At 73.5% G+C, this 14,725-nt stretch carries 13 protein-coding genes; 5 read left to right on the forward strand and 8 right to left on the reverse strand.

What is annotated here, in order from left to right; translation table 11 throughout:
* Positions 1 to 32: 32 nt before the first annotated feature.
* The gene (locus ACWFR1_RS06155; protein WP_453547025.1) at positions 33 to 1,181 is read left to right on the forward strand and encodes a hypothetical protein; all 1,149 of its coding nucleotides are present in this window, start codon (positions 33 to 35) and stop codon (positions 1,179 to 1,181) included.
* 185 nt (positions 1,182 to 1,366) lie between these two features.
* On the opposite strand, the gene ACWFR1_RS06160 is transcribed toward ACWFR1_RS06155, so the two are convergent.
* Positions 1,367 to 2,476 carry a Gfo/Idh/MocA family protein gene (locus ACWFR1_RS06160; protein ID WP_453547027.1) on the reverse strand — a complete coding sequence of 370 codons (1,110 nt, stop codon included), beginning with the start codon at positions 2,474 to 2,476 and terminating at the stop codon, positions 1,367 to 1,369.
* An 82-nt stretch (positions 2,477 to 2,558) separates the two neighbouring features.
* On the opposite strand from ACWFR1_RS06160, the gene ACWFR1_RS06165 reads away from it, so the two are divergent.
* Entirely contained in the window at positions 2,559 to 2,963 is a 405-nt protein-coding gene (locus ACWFR1_RS06165) for a winged helix-turn-helix transcriptional regulator (RefSeq protein WP_453547028.1), read from the forward strand.
* A 311-nt stretch (positions 2,964 to 3,274) separates the two neighbouring features.
* Here the strand turns inward: ACWFR1_RS06165 and ACWFR1_RS06170 are convergent, their stop codons facing one another.
* From ACWFR1_RS06170 to ACWFR1_RS06180, 3 genes are read right to left on the reverse strand one after another with little or no spacing between them, the layout of a single operon-like run.
* Positions 3,275 to 4,219 (reverse strand): 3-oxoacyl-ACP reductase, encoded by a 945-nt coding sequence (locus ACWFR1_RS06170; protein ID WP_453547031.1) that lies wholly within the window; start codon positions 4,217 to 4,219, stop codon positions 3,275 to 3,277.
* A 29-nt stretch (positions 4,220 to 4,248) separates the two neighbouring features.
* Positions 4,249 to 5,325, reverse strand: coding sequence for a Zn-dependent alcohol dehydrogenase (locus tag ACWFR1_RS06175; protein WP_453547033.1), 1,077 nt, complete (start codon positions 5,323 to 5,325; stop codon positions 4,249 to 4,251).
* A gap of 40 nt (positions 5,326 to 5,365) precedes the next feature.
* Positions 5,366 to 6,220 (reverse strand): MaoC/PaaZ C-terminal domain-containing protein, encoded by an 855-nt coding sequence (locus ACWFR1_RS06180; protein ID WP_453547035.1) that lies wholly within the window; start codon positions 6,218 to 6,220, stop codon positions 5,366 to 5,368.
* Positions 6,221 to 6,505: 285 nt separating this feature from the next.
* Between ACWFR1_RS06180 and ACWFR1_RS06185 the strand changes: the two genes are divergently transcribed.
* The 3 genes from ACWFR1_RS06185 to ACWFR1_RS06195 are packed head-to-tail and all read left to right on the forward strand — an operon-like array spanning position 6,506 to position 8,402.
* Positions 6,506 to 7,558 (forward strand): ABC transporter ATP-binding protein, encoded by a 1,053-nt coding sequence (locus ACWFR1_RS06185; protein WP_453547037.1) that lies wholly within the window; start codon positions 6,506 to 6,508, stop codon positions 7,556 to 7,558.
* Positions 7,468 to 7,800, forward strand: coding sequence for an ATP-binding protein (locus ACWFR1_RS06190; RefSeq protein ID WP_453547261.1), 333 nt, complete (start codon positions 7,468 to 7,470; stop codon positions 7,798 to 7,800). The genes ACWFR1_RS06185 and ACWFR1_RS06190 overlap by 91 nt, the downstream gene beginning before the upstream one ends.
* Complete coding sequence (locus ACWFR1_RS06195) at positions 7,797 to 8,402, forward strand: response regulator (RefSeq protein ID WP_453547039.1); 606 nt, start codon at positions 7,797 to 7,799, stop codon at positions 8,400 to 8,402. Before ACWFR1_RS06190 ends, ACWFR1_RS06195 begins: the two co-directional genes overlap by 4 nt.
* Before the next feature lie 2 nt (positions 8,403 to 8,404).
* On the opposite strand, the gene ACWFR1_RS06200 is transcribed toward ACWFR1_RS06195, so the two are convergent.
* The 4 genes from ACWFR1_RS06200 to ACWFR1_RS06215 all read right to left on the reverse strand — a co-directional run bounded on the left by ACWFR1_RS06200 (position 8,405) and on the right by ACWFR1_RS06215 (position 14,692).
* The gene (locus tag ACWFR1_RS06200) at positions 8,405 to 9,697 is read right to left on the reverse strand and encodes a phospholipase D-like domain-containing protein (protein WP_453547041.1); all 1,293 of its coding nucleotides are present in this window, start codon (positions 9,695 to 9,697) and stop codon (positions 8,405 to 8,407) included.
* 25 nt (positions 9,698 to 9,722) lie between these two features.
* Positions 9,723 to 11,231 (reverse strand): MFS transporter, encoded by a 1,509-nt coding sequence (locus ACWFR1_RS06205; protein ID WP_453547043.1) that lies wholly within the window; start codon positions 11,229 to 11,231, stop codon positions 9,723 to 9,725.
* An 85-nt stretch (positions 11,232 to 11,316) separates the two neighbouring features.
* On the reverse strand, positions 11,317 to 12,516 hold the full coding sequence (locus tag ACWFR1_RS06210) for a lipid-transfer protein (protein ID WP_453547045.1): 1,200 nt from the start codon (positions 12,514 to 12,516) through the stop codon (positions 11,317 to 11,319).
* A gap of 13 nt (positions 12,517 to 12,529) precedes the next feature.
* Positions 12,530 to 14,692, reverse strand: coding sequence for an acyl-CoA dehydrogenase (locus ACWFR1_RS06215; protein WP_453547047.1), 2,163 nt, complete (start codon positions 14,690 to 14,692; stop codon positions 12,530 to 12,532).
* Positions 14,693 to 14,725 lie beyond the last annotated feature (33 nt).

Genomic DNA, 14,725 nt, shown 5'->3' on the forward strand with positions numbered 1-14,725 from the left:
AAACTAGCTTCGTGGCCGGAGGTGACGAGTCGATGACAGCGTGTGCCATCGAGACCGCGGCCGAGGACGACGACCGCGACAAGGACCCCACCGGGTCGCCGGGATCGGCCGGCTTCACGATCACGGCCAACGGCGCGTACGCGGCCAGGCTCGCGGGCGCCGGTGACGCCCTGTACGTGGAGCGGTGGACGCTCGACGGCCCCGAGCCGTACGCCGTCCCGCTCCCCCTCGGCCAGCCGGAGGAGCCGCACACCCGGCTGCTGCCCCTGGCGGACGGCCGGGTGCTCGTCGCCCGCCGCGTGGACGGGCGGCGGAACACGTTCTCGCTGCTCTACCCCACAGGCCCCGCCACCGGCGAGCTCCAGCTCGGGGCGGTGGAGGCGCCGGGCTCCGAGCGGCTCGTCCTGCTGCCGCCCTCGCCGGACGGCATCTGCGCGTACGCGATGTGCGTCGGCCCCGACACGACGACGCTGTGGCTCGTCGCCGGGGGCGCCTTCGGCCCCGAGCAGGTCGCCGAGGTCAAGGGCCGCTGCGCGGGCGGCGTGTGGCTCGACCGCACGGGCCGGATGCTCGCGCTCGACCGGCGGCTCGACGACGGGCCCGTGAAGGCCGTCGCCGTCGACCTGGAGCGGGGCGGCGAGGTGACACCGCTGCTCCAGATCACCGAGGAGAGCGACGACCGGCTGCTCCTCGCCGACCCGGACAGCGGGCTGCTCCTCATCGGCTCCGACGCGCCGTCGCCGGGGCGCGAGCGGCTCGGCTGGGGCGTGCTCGGCAGCCTGCTGCCGGTGCGGTTCCCGGAGTGCCTGCGGCTCGAGGACGCGACCGTGACGCCGTTCGCGGTGCAGCCCGGGCAGGTGCTGATGCCGGAGAGCTGCTCGGTGGCGCTGCGGATCGACGCGGCGGGCGGGAGCTGGGTGGGGACCTGGGAGCCCTCGTCCCGCCGGATGGCCCAGTCGGCCGCGCCCGCGGGCTGGCTGGCCGGCGCGGGGCTGTGGACCACCGAGGGCGTCCTGCGGCTGCCGTACGCGACGGCGGGGGCGCCGTGCGGGCTCGCGGACCTGGAGACACCGCCCGAGCCGGAACCGGTCCCGGTGGTCGTGGTCGCCGACGAGCCCCGGGTGTGCCGCCCGGTGCCTCTGCAGCAGGCACCACTGGCCGACCGCAAGCCCGCCGACTGAGCCGGGGCCGAGCCCTCGCCCGGAGCGGGTCGAGCGCGTACCCGAACGGGGTCGAGCGCGTACCCGAACGGGGTCGAGCCCTTGCCCGAACCGGGCCGAGCCCTTGCCCGGGCGAGGTCGAGCACTTGCAGGGACGGAGTCGAGCCCTTGCCCGGACGAGGCCGAGCCCGTGCCCGGACCGGCGGTCAGCCCAGCCGCTGCCGCGCGCCCGTCTCGGCGGACCGCTTGATCGCGTCGAGCAGCCGGTGCGTGCGGACCGCCGTGCCGAAGTCGGGCGCGAAGGACTCGCCCGTACGGATCGCCCGCGCGAGGTCCGCGTACACCTGCCGCACGTTGCTCACCGGCCCCGGCGCGAGGGCCGGACCGGCGGCGTCGGAGAGGTGGCGCGCGGGCAGCGTGAGCGTCTCGACGGGACCGCCGTTCGCCGTCGCGCGTGTGAGGACGAACTCGGGGCCGACCAGCGAGTCGTCGGTGGAGCGCAGCACGAGCCGGCCGGTCCGCCCGTGCACCTCGACACGGAAGCCGTCGCCGCGCGGGCCGCCCGTCATGAAGTGCGCGGAGGCCGCGGCCCCCGACTCCAGGAGGCCGGCCACCACGATCTGGTCCGGCGAGGTCACCTCGATGTCCTCGCCGGTCTCCTGGAGGGTGACCGTGCGGATCCGGGTCGTCAGGGTCGCAGACAGCTCGGCGAAGTCGCCCACGATCGACCGGTACATGTCGAGGGAGTGACCGCCGACGACGGCCACGTGGTTGACGCCCTTCGTCTCGTCGAACAGCGCCGTGTACCGCTGCGACCAGACCTCGGGCGCCGCGAGCGAGTAGGTGAGCGAGGTGGAGAGCACCTCGCCGACCGCGCCCTCGGCGAGCAGGTCGCGTAGATGGCGGACCGCCGGGTGGTGGCGGGACTGGAGCCCGACCGCGGCCTGGACGCCGGCCGCCGCCGCGCTCGTACGGAACCGCTCGGCGGTCTCCGCGTCGAGGGCCAGCGGCCACTCGCTGTACACGTGCTTTCCTGCCGCGATCGCCGCGTCCACCAGGCCGTCCCGCTGCGGGAGTTGTACGGCGACGGTGACCAGGTCGACCTCGGGGTGCGCCATCAGCTCGCGGGCGTCGTCGAAGGCGTGCCGGGCTCCCCACACCCCGGCCGCCGCGCGGGCCGACTCCGCACTCGTCCCGGCGACCGCGGTGATCTCGTAGTCGTCCCGCGAGGCCGCGAGGGCCGGCAGGTGGATGGCGCGCCCCCAACCACGCTCGGCGTGCGCCCCGACCACTCCTACACGAATCCTGTCCGCCATGGTGACTCCCCCTGGTCCGTTCCGTTCCGGTGACAGGGATCATGGTCCGGGACGATGATCCGAGGCGGAAGGAGGCACATTCATGTCTCAGGGGAACACCGATGTGACCGTCCAGGTCAGCGCCGTGAAGGAGTGCGAATCTCCTGCCGCGCGGGCCGCCTGTTCGGTGCTCGACGTCCTCGGCAGGGTCAGCGGGAAGTGGACCATCGCCGTCCTGCTGGTCACGACGCAGGGCCCGGCCCGTTTCACCGAGTTGGAGCGGCAGGTCCCGGGCATCAGCCGCCGCATGCTGACGCTCACCCTGCGCAACCTGGAGCGCGACGGGCTGCTCACCCGCACCGTCTTCCCGACGGTGCCGCCGAAGGTCGAGTACGTGGCGACGCCGATGGCGCGGGAGCTGTACGACTCGCTGGTCGGCCTCGCCGGCTGGGCCGAGCGGCACGTCGAGGCGATCGACCGGGCCCGCGACGCGTACGACGGGACATGACGGAGTTCGCCTCGTTAAACTCACGGGCTGCACAGCAAGACCGAAAGACCGATTCGTACGGGGTGAGTTGCACCATGTCGGAAGCAAGCACGGAGGGTAAGGAACCGAACGGCTCCGGAAGGCACCGCGGTGAGGCGTCGCCGGCGGAGGACTCCTCGTCCTCGCCGCACGGGCGCCACCGCCGTCCGTCCGACGGGCAGTGACCGAGCAGTCCAGCAGGCGGTTCAGCAGGCGGTTCAGCACGGTGAAGGTGAAGGGCTCCGGGTCTCCCCGGGGCCCTTCACCGTTCCCCACCGTCTCCCCCGGTCGGGTCAGCCCTTCTTCAGGGCCAGCACCTCCGCCGCGGCGAAGGTCTCGCCCGCCGGGCGGGCCGCGTAGTGCGGGGTCAGCACGGAGTCCAGTTCCTCGTACGTGAAGGCCTCCTTGGCCGTGTCGAACTTCGCCGACACCCTGGGCCGGTCGACGACCGCGACCATCCCGCCGTGCACGACGAGCAGTTGGCCGTTGACCCCGGCCGCCGCCGGGGAGGCGAGGTAGCCGACGAGCGGTGCCACGTGCTCGGGGGACAGCGGATCGAGGTCCCCCTCGGTCGCCGGCTCGGCGAAGCCCGCGAAGACGTCCTCCGTCATACGGGTCCTGGCCCGCGGGCAGATGGCGTTGGCCGTGACCCCGTACCGGGCGAGCGCGAGCGCCGACGAGGTCGTGAGGCCCACGATGCCGCCCTTGGCCGCCGCGTAGTTGGGCTGGCCGGCCGAGCCGGCGAGGAAGGCCTCGGAGGAGGTGTTGACGATCCGGCCGTAGACGCCGGTCTCCCCCGCCTTGGACCGGCCACGCCAGTGCACCGCCGCGAAGTGGGTGGTGTTGAAGTGGCCCTTGAGGTGGACCCGTACGACCGAGTCCCACTCGTCCTCGCTCATCGAGAAGACCATCCGGTCGCGCAGGATGCCCGCGTTGTTGACCAGGACGTCGAGCTTCCCGAACTCGGACACCGCCAGGTCGATCAGGCCCCGCGCCGTCTCGAAGTCGGCGACGTCGCCGAGGTGCGCGACCGCCCGGCCGCCCGCCGCGCGGATCTCCGCGACGACCTCCTCGGCGGGCGTGGCGGAGGCCTCGCCCGAGCCGTCGCGGCCGGCCTGTCCGTAGTCGTTGACGACGACGGCCGCGCCGAGCCGGGCCAGTTCGAGCGCCTCGGCGCGGCCGAGGCCCCGTCCGGCGCCGGTGACGATCGCGCTCAAGCCCTCAAGGGGGAGTGACATCTCGCAGAAGTCCTCTCAGGTGTCGGATCTCAGATCTCGATGCAGGTGCGGAGCGCCGTGCCCGTGCGCATCTGCTCCAGTGCCTCGTTGATCCCGGCCAGCGGCACCCGGTGGGTGATGAGCGACTCCAGGTCGATGCGGCCGGCCCGCCAGAGCGCGATGGTCCGCTCGTACGAGGTGAGCACGTCCCCGCCGCCGTACATGGAGGGCAGGATCTTCTTCTCGTCGAAGAACAGCTCGAACATGTTGAGCTGGAGGAAGTCGTCGAGGGCGCCCGCGCCGACGATGCAGAGGGTGCCGCCGCGGCGGGTCGTCTCGTAGGCGGTGCGGGCGGTGGCGGACTTGCCGACGACCTCGAAGACGTAGTCGAAGCCCTCGCCGCCGGTGATCCGCTGCTTGGCGTCGGCCAGCGCGTCCGGGGCGACGGCCTCCGTCGCGCCGAAGCGCAGCGCGGCCTCGCGCCGGGACGCGACGGGGTCGACGGCGATGATCTGGGCGGCGCCCTGGAGCTTGGCGCCCTGGATCGCGGAGATGCCGACGCCGCCGCAGCCGATGACGGCGACCGACGAACCGGCCTCCACCTTCGCGGTGTTGATGGCGGCTCCGAGGCCCGTGGTGACGCCGCAGCCGATGAGGGCGGCGATGTCGAAGGGCACGTCGTCGGGGATCGGGACGGCGCAGCCCGCGGGGACGACGACCTCCTCGGTGAAGGTGCCGGTGCCGGCGAAGCCGAAGACGTCCCCGCCGGGGCGCTTGAAGTTGGGCGTGCCGGCGTTCATGAAGCCGGCCAGGCAGAGCTGCGTCTGGCCGCGCTTGCAGGCGGGACAGGTGCCGCAGGCCGGCAGCCAGCAGAGCAGGACGCGCTGGCCCGGCGTCAGGCCGGTGACGCCGTCGCCGATGTCGAGGATCTCGCCCGCGCCCTCGTGACCGGGGATGAAGGGGGCGGGCTGCGGGAGGACACCGCTCATCGCGGAGACGTCGGAGTGGCAGAGGCCGGTGGCCCGGACACGGATCCGCACCTTGCCGGGCCCGAAGCCCACCGCCTCGACGTCGTCGAGGACCTCGAGTTTGTCCTGGCCGATCTCGTGCAGTACGGCTGCGCGCATGGTGCGGCTCCCCTCGGGAGTACGGGAATGGGGCGAGGTGTCAGGAGTGTTCGACGACGGTGTCGGCGAGTACGGGGGCGTCGTCGCGCTCCACGGCGGTGACCGTCACCTGGACGCCGCCCTCGCCCGCCCACATCCGGACGCGCAGGGTCTCGCCGGGGAAGACGATCCCCGCGAAGCGGGTGCGGTACGAGCGGACCCGGGTGACGTCCCCGTCGAGCAGGGTGTCGACGACGGCCTTGAGGGTCATGCCGTACGAGCAAAGGCCGTGCAGGATCGGCCGGTCGAAGCCGGCGAGCTTGGCGAACTCGGGGTCGGCGTGGAGCGGGTTCCAGTCGCCGGAGAGCCGGTAGAGCAGGGCCTGTTCCTCGCGGATGGGCCGCTCGACGGTGGCGTCGGGCTGCCGGTCCGGGAGCGCGAGGCGCTCGGAGGGCCCGCGGTCGCCGCCCCAGCCGCCCTCGCCGCGTACGAAGATCTGGGCGTCGTTCGTCCAGAGCGGGCCGTCGGCGTCGGAGGCCTCGGAGCGCAGGACGAGGACGGCGGCCTTGCCCTTGTCGTACACGGCGGCGACGCGGGAGGTGGAGACGGCCCGGCCGCTGACGGGGACGGGCCGGTGGAGGGTGACCGACTGCCCGCCGTGCAGGACGGCGGCGAGGTCGATGTCGATGCCGGGGGCGGAGAGCCCGCCGACGACACCCATGCCGGCGCCCGCGACGGTGGCGAAGCTGGGGAGGACGTGGAGCCTGGACTCCAGGGTGTAGCGGAGCTCGTCGGGGTCGGTCGCGGGCAGGCCGGCTCCCAGTCCCAGGTGGTAGAGCTGGACGTCCTTGTGGTCCCAGGAGATCTCGGCGCTGCGGGGTTCGGCGGCGACGGCCTTGGCGGGGTCGATCGGCATCGGGCTGCTGCTCCTCGTGGGCGAGGTGGCGGGAAAGACCTCGGTGCGACCGTCCGCACCGTCGGTCGCACCGAGGCCGTGCGGGACCGTCCCGGAACGCGGCCGTTCTAGAACGCGTTCTAGGTCGGTGGACCCCATGTATAGCCGAGGCGGGAGGAGTTGGGAACCCTCCCCGCACCCTTACCTGACGAAGCGTCAGCACGTGCGCTCCCGGGACATTTGTCACGGCCAGGTCCGAACATCCACGCCTGCCGCGCGGGGCCCCGGCTCCGTAGCGTCGTCCGTATGACGAACGAACCCGCGGTCGCCTTCGAGGCGGCCTCCAAGGCGTACGGAACGGTCTGCGCCGTCGACGGCCTCGACCTCGTGGTCCCGCCCGGCGAGACGGTGGCCCTGCTCGGCCGGAACGGCGCCGGAAAGTCCACGGCCATCGGCCTGCTCCTCGGCCTCGACGCACCCGACAGCGGCCGGGTCCGGCTCCTCGGCGGGGCGCCGGCCCGCGCCGTCGCGGCGGGGCGGGTGGGCGCGATGCTCCAGGAGGGCCGGCCGGTCCCCCGGGTCACGGTCCGTGAGCTCGTCGCCTTCGTCGCCCGGACGTACCCGGCGCCGATGCCGGTGGCCGAGGCCCTGGCCCTGGCCCTCTCCGGTCTGACCGGTCTCGCCGACCGCCGGGTCGAGCGGCTCTCCGGCGGCCAGGTCCAGCGGGTCCGCTTCGCCGTCGCCCTCGCCGGGAACCCGGAGCTGATCGTCCTCGACGAGCCGACGAACGCCCTCGACATCGAGGCCCGCAAGGAGTTCTGGGACGCGATGCGCGGCTACGCGGGCCGGGGCAACACCGTCCTGTTCTCCACCCACTACCTGGAGGAGGCCGACACGTACGCCGACCGGATCGTCGTCCTCGACTCGGGCCGGCTCCTCGCCGAGGGCACCGGCGAGGAGCTCAAGCGGGCGGCCGGCGGCAGCCTCGTCGCCTTCGACCTGGCGGGCGGCCCGACGGAGTGGCTCGGAACGCTGCCCGGGGTCGCCTCCGTCGAGATCCGCGGCGACCGCGCCCGGCTGCGTACCGACGACACGGCGCCCTCTCCCAGCTCGCGGACATCGAGTCGGTGGGCCGCCAGGCGCTCACGGAGATCAGGGAGGCCGTCACGGGCTACCGCGAGGGCGGCCTCGCCACGGAGCTGGACCGGGCGCGCGACGCGCTCTCCTCCGCCGGCATCGAACCGGTCGTACGCCGCTCGGGCCCGCTCCTGGAGCCGCAGACGGAGGCCCTCCTCGGCTGGGTCGTCCGGGAGTCCGCGACGAACGCGGTACGGCACAGCGGCGCGAACCGCTGCGTGATAGCCCTCGACGGCACGGCCGACCGCGTCCGCCTCACGGTCACCGACGACGGCCGGGGCCCGGCGCAGGGCCCGCCGGGCAGCGGTCTCCGCGGTCTGCGCGAGCGCGTCGCGGCGGCAGGCGGCACCCTGGAGTCGGGACCGGCGCCCAAGGGCGGCTTCCGGGTCGCCGCGGAGCTCCCGGCGGAGCCCATGAGTGACGACGCCGCCGAGAACGACCACGAGGGGGACCGGACGCGATGATCAGAGTCCTGCTGGCCGAGGACCAGGGCATGATGCGCGGGGCGCTGGCGCTGCTGCTCGGGATGGAGCACGACATCGAGGTCGTCGCCCAGGTGGGGCGGGGTGACGAGATCGTGGACGCGGCGCTGTTGTCGCGGCCCGACGTGGCGCTTCTCGACATCGAGCTGCCGGGGCGCAGCGGTCTCGACGCCGCCGCCGACCTGCGGGACGAGGCCCCGGACTGCCGGGTGCTCATCCTCACGACCTTCGGCCGCCCCGGCTACCTCCGCCGGGCGATGGAGGCGGGCGCGGTGGGCTTCCTGGTGAAGGACGGCCCGGTGGAGGAGCTCGCCGAGGCGATCCGCAAGGCCCTCCGGGGCGAGACGGTCATCGACCCGGCCCTCGCGGCCGCGGCCCTCGGCGCGGGCCCGAACCCGCTGACGGCCCGGGAGCGGGAGGCCCTGGCCGCCTCGGTGGACGGGGCGACGATCGCGGACATCGCGGTCAGGCTCCGGCTGTCCGAGTCCACCGTCCGGAACTACCTGTCCTCCGCCATCGGCAAGACGTCCACCCGCAACCGCATGGAGGCGGTGCGGGCGGCACGTCAGCAGGGGTGGCTGTAGCCCTAGAGGCCCTCGGAGAGGGCCGCCGCGCGCTGGTCCTCGAAGTTCCGTACGTACGCGCCGAAGACGGCCGCGTCCTCGTACTTGAGCAGCGTCTCGTCGTTGTACCTGAGGGCCGTCTGCGTGTACGTGTGGCTGCCGGTGAAGACGATCTTCTTGTTCGCGCCGCCGTAGTACGTGCCCTCGATCAGCAGGTACTTGGTGTGGGAGTCGGAGCCGCCCCGGCGGTCGTTGTCGAGCTGGTGGAGGGTGATGCGGCCCTTGCCGGTCACCGGCCTGGTCAGCCAGTTCGCCACCTCCGACATCGGCTTGCCCGTCGTGTCGCTCCAGTTGTCGAGCGAGCGGTAGACGATCTCGATCTGGCAGCCGGCGTTGGCGAGCTCCCACAGCTTCCTGGCGACGTCGGTGCGGGTGATGTGGCCCTGGGCGATGCGGATCCTCGTACGGCCGTCGGTCGTGCCGAAGCCGGTGGAGTTGCCGCCGCAGGAGTCCGGGGTGCCGACCGGCGCCACCGTGGCGAGGATGTTGACGACGGGGTCGATGGTCGCCCGGGGGAAGAAGTAGACCTTGGCCTTGCCCGCCTGGGTGTCGTGCGCGTAGTCGGCGACCTGCGGTGTCTGTCCGACGGCGGCGGCCGCCTGGTCGGTGAAGTACTGCGTGTACGCGTCGAACAGGGCCGGGTTGCCGGCGACCGTCAGCGCGTCGTTCCACCAGTCGTCGACGTCCTGCCCGGTGAGGTTGCCGGAGGACTGCACCACCACGTCGTCGGCGTAGGTGTCGCCCTTGCCCTTGGTGCGGGAGAACAGGAAGAACTTGTTGTGGTTGACGTTGTCGTACGTGCCCTTCGGGGCCGTCTCCGTGGTGCCCGGGTCCAGGGCCAGGCAGGCCTCCTGCTCCTTGCAGCCGCGGACCCAGGAGTCGGGGCCGCCCGTCGGGTCCGCGAGCCGGGTCTTCAGGGTGTCGAGCCCCGTGGACCTGCTGTCGTCGTCGACGACGACCTGGACGGTGACGCCCCGCTGGTGGGCGTCGCCCAGCTTGTTCGCCAGGTACACCGACTGGAACAGGTAGAGGGATATCCGGATGGACGACCCCGCCTCGGCGCCGTCGACGAGGTCCGCCAGGTGGAAGAGGATCCGGCCCCTGGCGGCGGCTTCGGCGCTGTTCGGGTCGTTGAACACGGCGCCGGTGGTCACCGCGAGGACCGGCTCCGCCGACGCCGACGGCGCGACGGTCAGGGCGGCGCCAACGGCGAGCGCGGTCACGGCCGTTCTGAACTTGCTCTTGATCGAGATCACCCGGGCATTGTCGCCCCGGACCTGGTCACCCCACGCGCCGGACCGGCTTCGGGAGCCACAGGAGCATCAGGGCCGACGCCGCCACGAGGATCACGGCCGAGACGCGGAAGGCCATGGCGTAGCCGGGGACCAGGTAGGCCTGGGAGGCCAGGTACGCCTGGGCCGCCTGGGCGGCGGGTGACGAGGAGCCCTCCAGGGGGACGTAGGCGCTCGTGGGCGGTGCCGCCGCGGCGGCGGCGACCGTGGAGAGGACGGAGAGCCCGAGGGCGCCGCCCATCGTGCGGGAGGTGTTGACGAGGCCGGAGACCAGGCCCGCGTCGCCCGGTCCGGCGTGGGAGGTGGCGAGCGTGGCCAGCGGGGTGGTGGCCAGGCCGAGGCCGACCATCATGAGGACGCCGGGGCCGAGGATCGTCCCGAGGAAGGTGCCGTCGGCGGTCAGCGTCGACTGCCAGGCGAAGCCCGCCGCCCCGATGAGCGCGCCGGCCACGGCGACGTTCCGGGCGCCGAGGGCCGGCATGAGGCGCGGGGCCAGCTTGGAGCCCAGGATGACGCTGAGGGAGCTGGGGACGAGGGCGAGGCCCGCCTGGAGCGGGGTGTAGCCGAGGACGTTCTGCGCGTACACCGTCATGAAGAACCACATGCCGAAGGAGCTCGAACCGCACAGCAGTATCGCCACGTTGGCCGCCGACACGGCCCGGTTGCGGAAGATCTTCAGCGGCATCAGCGGGGCCGCCGTGCGCGCCTCGACGGCGACGAAGGCGCCGAGGAGGGCGAGCCCGCCGAGCAGCGTCAGGACGGTGGCCGGGTCGGACCAGCCTGCCTCCTCGGTCTGGACGATGCCGTACGCGAGGGTGGCGAGGCCGCCGGTGACGAGGACGGCGCCGGGCAGGTCGAGACGGCGGCCGGTGCCGGTGGGGCCCTCGCGGAGCCAGAGCAGCGCGGCGGCGAGGACGAGGACGCCGATGGGGACGTTGATCAGGAGGACCCAGCGCCAGGAGAGCAGGTCGACGAGGAGGCCGCCGACGAAGCCGCCCGCGGCGCCGCCGGCCGCGCCGACCGCCGTCCAGGTGCCGATGGCCCGGGTGCGGGCGGGCCCGGCCGCGACGGCGCCGGTGACCAGGGTCAGCGTGGCGGGCGACAGGAAGGCGGCGCCGAGGCCCTGTACCGCGCGGGCGCCGATGAGGTACGCGCCCTCCGGCGCGAGGCCGCCGACGACGGACGCGGCGGTGAAGAGCCCGAGCCCGAGCAGGAACATCGCCTTCCGCCCGTAGAGGTCGGCGGCCCGGCCGCCGAGCAGCATGAAGCCGGCGAAGGCGATCGAGTACGCGCTGAGGACCCACTGCAGCCCGAACTCTGAGAGCCCGAGGTCGGCCCGCATGGACGGCAGAGCGACGTTCACGACGGAGACGTCGAGGACGACGAGGAACTGGGCGGCGCAGGCGGTCAGGACGACCAGCCACGGGCGGGGGGTGCGTATCGAGGGCGTACGGGAGGGGGTTTCCGTGGCGGAGTCGGTCTGCGGCATGCATGTCATGGTCGCAGACCACCTCAGCCCCGTACATGGGCATTTCGCCCTACGCCCTCCGGCGCCTCCGTACGTCTCGGCCCCGGGAGCGGACCTACGCCTTCCGCAGGAGTGTCACCACCGCCGCGCCGCCCAGGCCGATGTTGTGCGCGAGCCCGACCCGCGCGCCCGTGACCTGCCGCGGCCCCGCCTCGCCGCGCAGTTGCCAGACCAGCTCCGTCGCCTGCGCGAGGCCGGTCGCGCCCAGCGGGTGGCCCTTGGAGATGAGCCCGCCGGAGGGGTTCACGACCCAGCGCCCGCCGTACGTGGTGGCGCCGGACTCGACGAGTTTGCCGGAGGCGCCCTCCTCGCACATGCCGAGCGCCTCGTAGGTGAGGAGCTCGTTGATGGAGAAGCAGTCGTGGAGCTCGATGACGTCCACGTCCTCGATGCCGATCCCGGAGCGCTCGTACACCTGGCGGGCGGCGGCCCGGGACATGGGGCGGCCGACGGCGTCGATGCAGGAGCCCGAGGCGAAGGACTCCCCGGTGTCGGTGGTCATCGCCTGGGCGGCGATCTCCACGGCCCTTCCGCGCAGCCCGTGTTCCTCGACGAACCGCTCGGAGACGACGACGGCCGCCGCCGCGCCGTCGGAGGTGGGCGAGCACTGGAGCTTGGTGAGCGGCCGGTGGACGGTCCTGGCGGCGAGGATCTCGTCGACCGTGTAGACGTCCTGGAACTGCGCGTTCGGGTTGTTCGCCGAGTGCTGGTGGTTCTTGGCGCCGACGGCCGCGAGCTGCACCTCGGTCGTCCCGTACCGCTCCATGTGCTCCCGGGCGGCGTTGCCGAAGATCTGCGCGGTGGGCGGGGACATCTCGAAGCCGTGGGCGGCGGCCATGATGCCGTAGTGCCGGGCGACGGGCGACGTCTTGAAGTCTTCGGCTCCCGCCGAGCCGCCCCCGCCCAGCGAGCCCCGGGACATCTTCTCGAAGCCGAGGGCGAGGACGCAGTCGGCGATGCCGCCCTCGACGAACTGCCGGGCGGTCATGAGGGCGGTGGAGCCGGTCGCGCAGTTGTTGTTGAGGTTGTAGACGGGGATGCCGGTGAGCCCCAGTTCGTACACGGCCCGCTGGCCGGCGGTGGAGGCCTGGAAGCAGTAGCCGACGGCCGCCTGTTCCACGCTCTCGTACGGGACGCCGGCGTCGGCGAGGGCGGCGGTGCCCGCCTCCTTCGCCATGTCCCAGTACTGCCAGTCCCGGGTCTCCGGCTTCTCGAACCTCGTCATCCCGACGCCGACGACGTACGCCTTCCCCATGAGCTGTTCCCCCTCAGTCCCTCGGTAGGCCGAGCAGGCGCTCGGCGACGACATTGAGCTGTACCTGGGTGGTGCCGCCCGCGATGGTGAGGCAGCGCGACATGAGCATTCCGTGCAGCGCCCGCTCGCCGGGACCCTCGCGCAAGGCGCCTTCGGGGCCCAGGAGTTCGAGGGTGAGTTCGGCGAGTTTCTGCTGGTGGAGGGTCTGGACGAGCTTGCGGACGCTGGCGCCCGCGCCCGGTTCGAGGCCGGACACCTGGAGGAGGGTGGTGCGCAGGCCGATGCACGCGAGGGCGTGCGCCTCGGCGAGGAGGGCCCCGACCCGTACGCGCACGGGACCGTCCTCCCGCCCGGCCCGCTCGATGAGGGCTTCGAGGCCGGTGTCGAAGGCGACCTGGTCGGCCATGTGGACGCGTTCGTTGCCGAGGGTGTTGCGGGCGACCCGCCAGCCGTCGTTCACCTCGCCGACGACGGCGTCGGCGGGCAGGATCGCGTCGTCGAACCAGACCTCGTTGAAGAGGGAGTCGCCGGTGATCTCCTTGAGCGGCCGGATGTCGATGCCGGGGGTGTGCCGCATGTCGACGAGGAAGTAGGTCAGCCCCTTGTGCTTGGGGACGGTGGGGTCGGTGCGGGCGAGCAGGATGCCGTGGTGGGCCCACTGGGCGGCGCTCGTCCACACCTTCTGGCCGTTGATCCGCCACCGGCCGTCCTCCATCCGCTCGGCGCGGGTGCGGAGGGAGGCGAGGTCGGAGCCGGCGCCGGGCTCGGAGAAGAGCTGGCACCAGAGCCGCTCGCCGCGCAGGGTCGGCCCGAGGTGCGCCTCCTGCTGCGCGGCGGAGCCGTGGGCGAGGAGCGAGGGGACGACCCAGGCGCCGATGCCGAGCCCGGGAAGGGAGATCCCGGCGTCGTCCAACTCCCTCTGCACGGCCAGCTGCTGGAGAGGACCCGCGCCGAGTCCGTACGGCTCCGGGAGGTGCGGGGCGGCGTAGCCGGTGGGGGCGAGGGCGCGCCGGGCGGCGGCCGGGTCGAGGCCGACGGCGGGGGCGACGGCTTCGCGGGCCTGCGTCCGGTACGTGTCCGCCTCGGGCGGCAGGTCGAGGCGGAGGCCGCGCCGGACGCCGTCGGCGGCGTGCCGCAGGGCGGCGAGGCGGTGGTGGTCGCCGGTGCCGAGGAGCTGGCGGGCGACGACGGCGCGGCGGAGCAGCAGGTGGGCGTCGTGCTCCCAGGTGAAGCCGATGCCGCCGAGGATCTGGATGCAGTCCTTGGCGCAGGTGTACGCGGCGTCGAGGGCGGTGGCGGCGGCGAGGGCGGCGGTGAGGGAGCGGGCCTCGTCGTGGCCGGCGCGGGCGGCGTCCCAGGTGAGGGCGCGGGCCTGTTCGAGCCGGACGAGCATGTCGGCGCAGAGGTGTTTGACGCCCTGGAACTGTCCGATGGGCCGCCCGAACTGTTCGCGGGTACGGGCGTGTTCGGCGGCGGTCTCGACGGCGCGGTCGGCGGTCCCGCAGGCGTCGGCGGCGAGGAGGACGGCGGCGACGTCCCGTACGAGGCCGGTGTCGAGGGCGAGTTCGCGGGCGGCGGGGACGTGGGTGGCGCGGGCGGTGATCTCGCCGGTGGGCCGGGTCGGGTCGGCGCTCTCGTGGGCCCGGACGGCGAGCCCCTCGGCGTCGACGGCGAGCCAGACGGAGCCGTCGGCGGTGGCGGCCCTGAGGATCACCAGGTCGGCCTGGGCCCCACCGAGGACGGGTGGCGCGGCGCCGTCGAGGAGCCAGCCGCTCGCGGTCCGTACGGCGGCGAGGCTCCCCGTACCGCCGAGCGCGACCGCCGCGATCCGCTCCCCGCCCGCGATCGACGCGGCCAGCTCCCCCTGCCCGGCCCGGTGGAGGACCTCGGCGGCGAGGACGGAGGGGAGGTACGGCCCGGGCAGCAGCGCCCGCGCCGCCTCCTCGACGACGACGGCGAGGTCGACGAGGTCGCCGCCCCCGCCGCCGTACTCCTCGGGGAGATGGAGCCCGAGGAGCCCCTGCTCGACGGCGGCGTCCCAGTACGCGGGCCGGCCGGCGGCGGAGTCGGGGACGTCCAGGTGCTTGCGGACCTCTTCGGGAGGGACGGCGCGGGTGAGCCGGCCGCGGACGGATCGGGCGAGCTCCCGCTGTTCGTGCGTGATGGCGATGCCCATGCGCCGCAGACTAGAACACGTTCCATTCTGACG

The sequence above is a fragment of the Streptomyces sp. NPDC055103 genome (genome assembly GCF_053607625.1).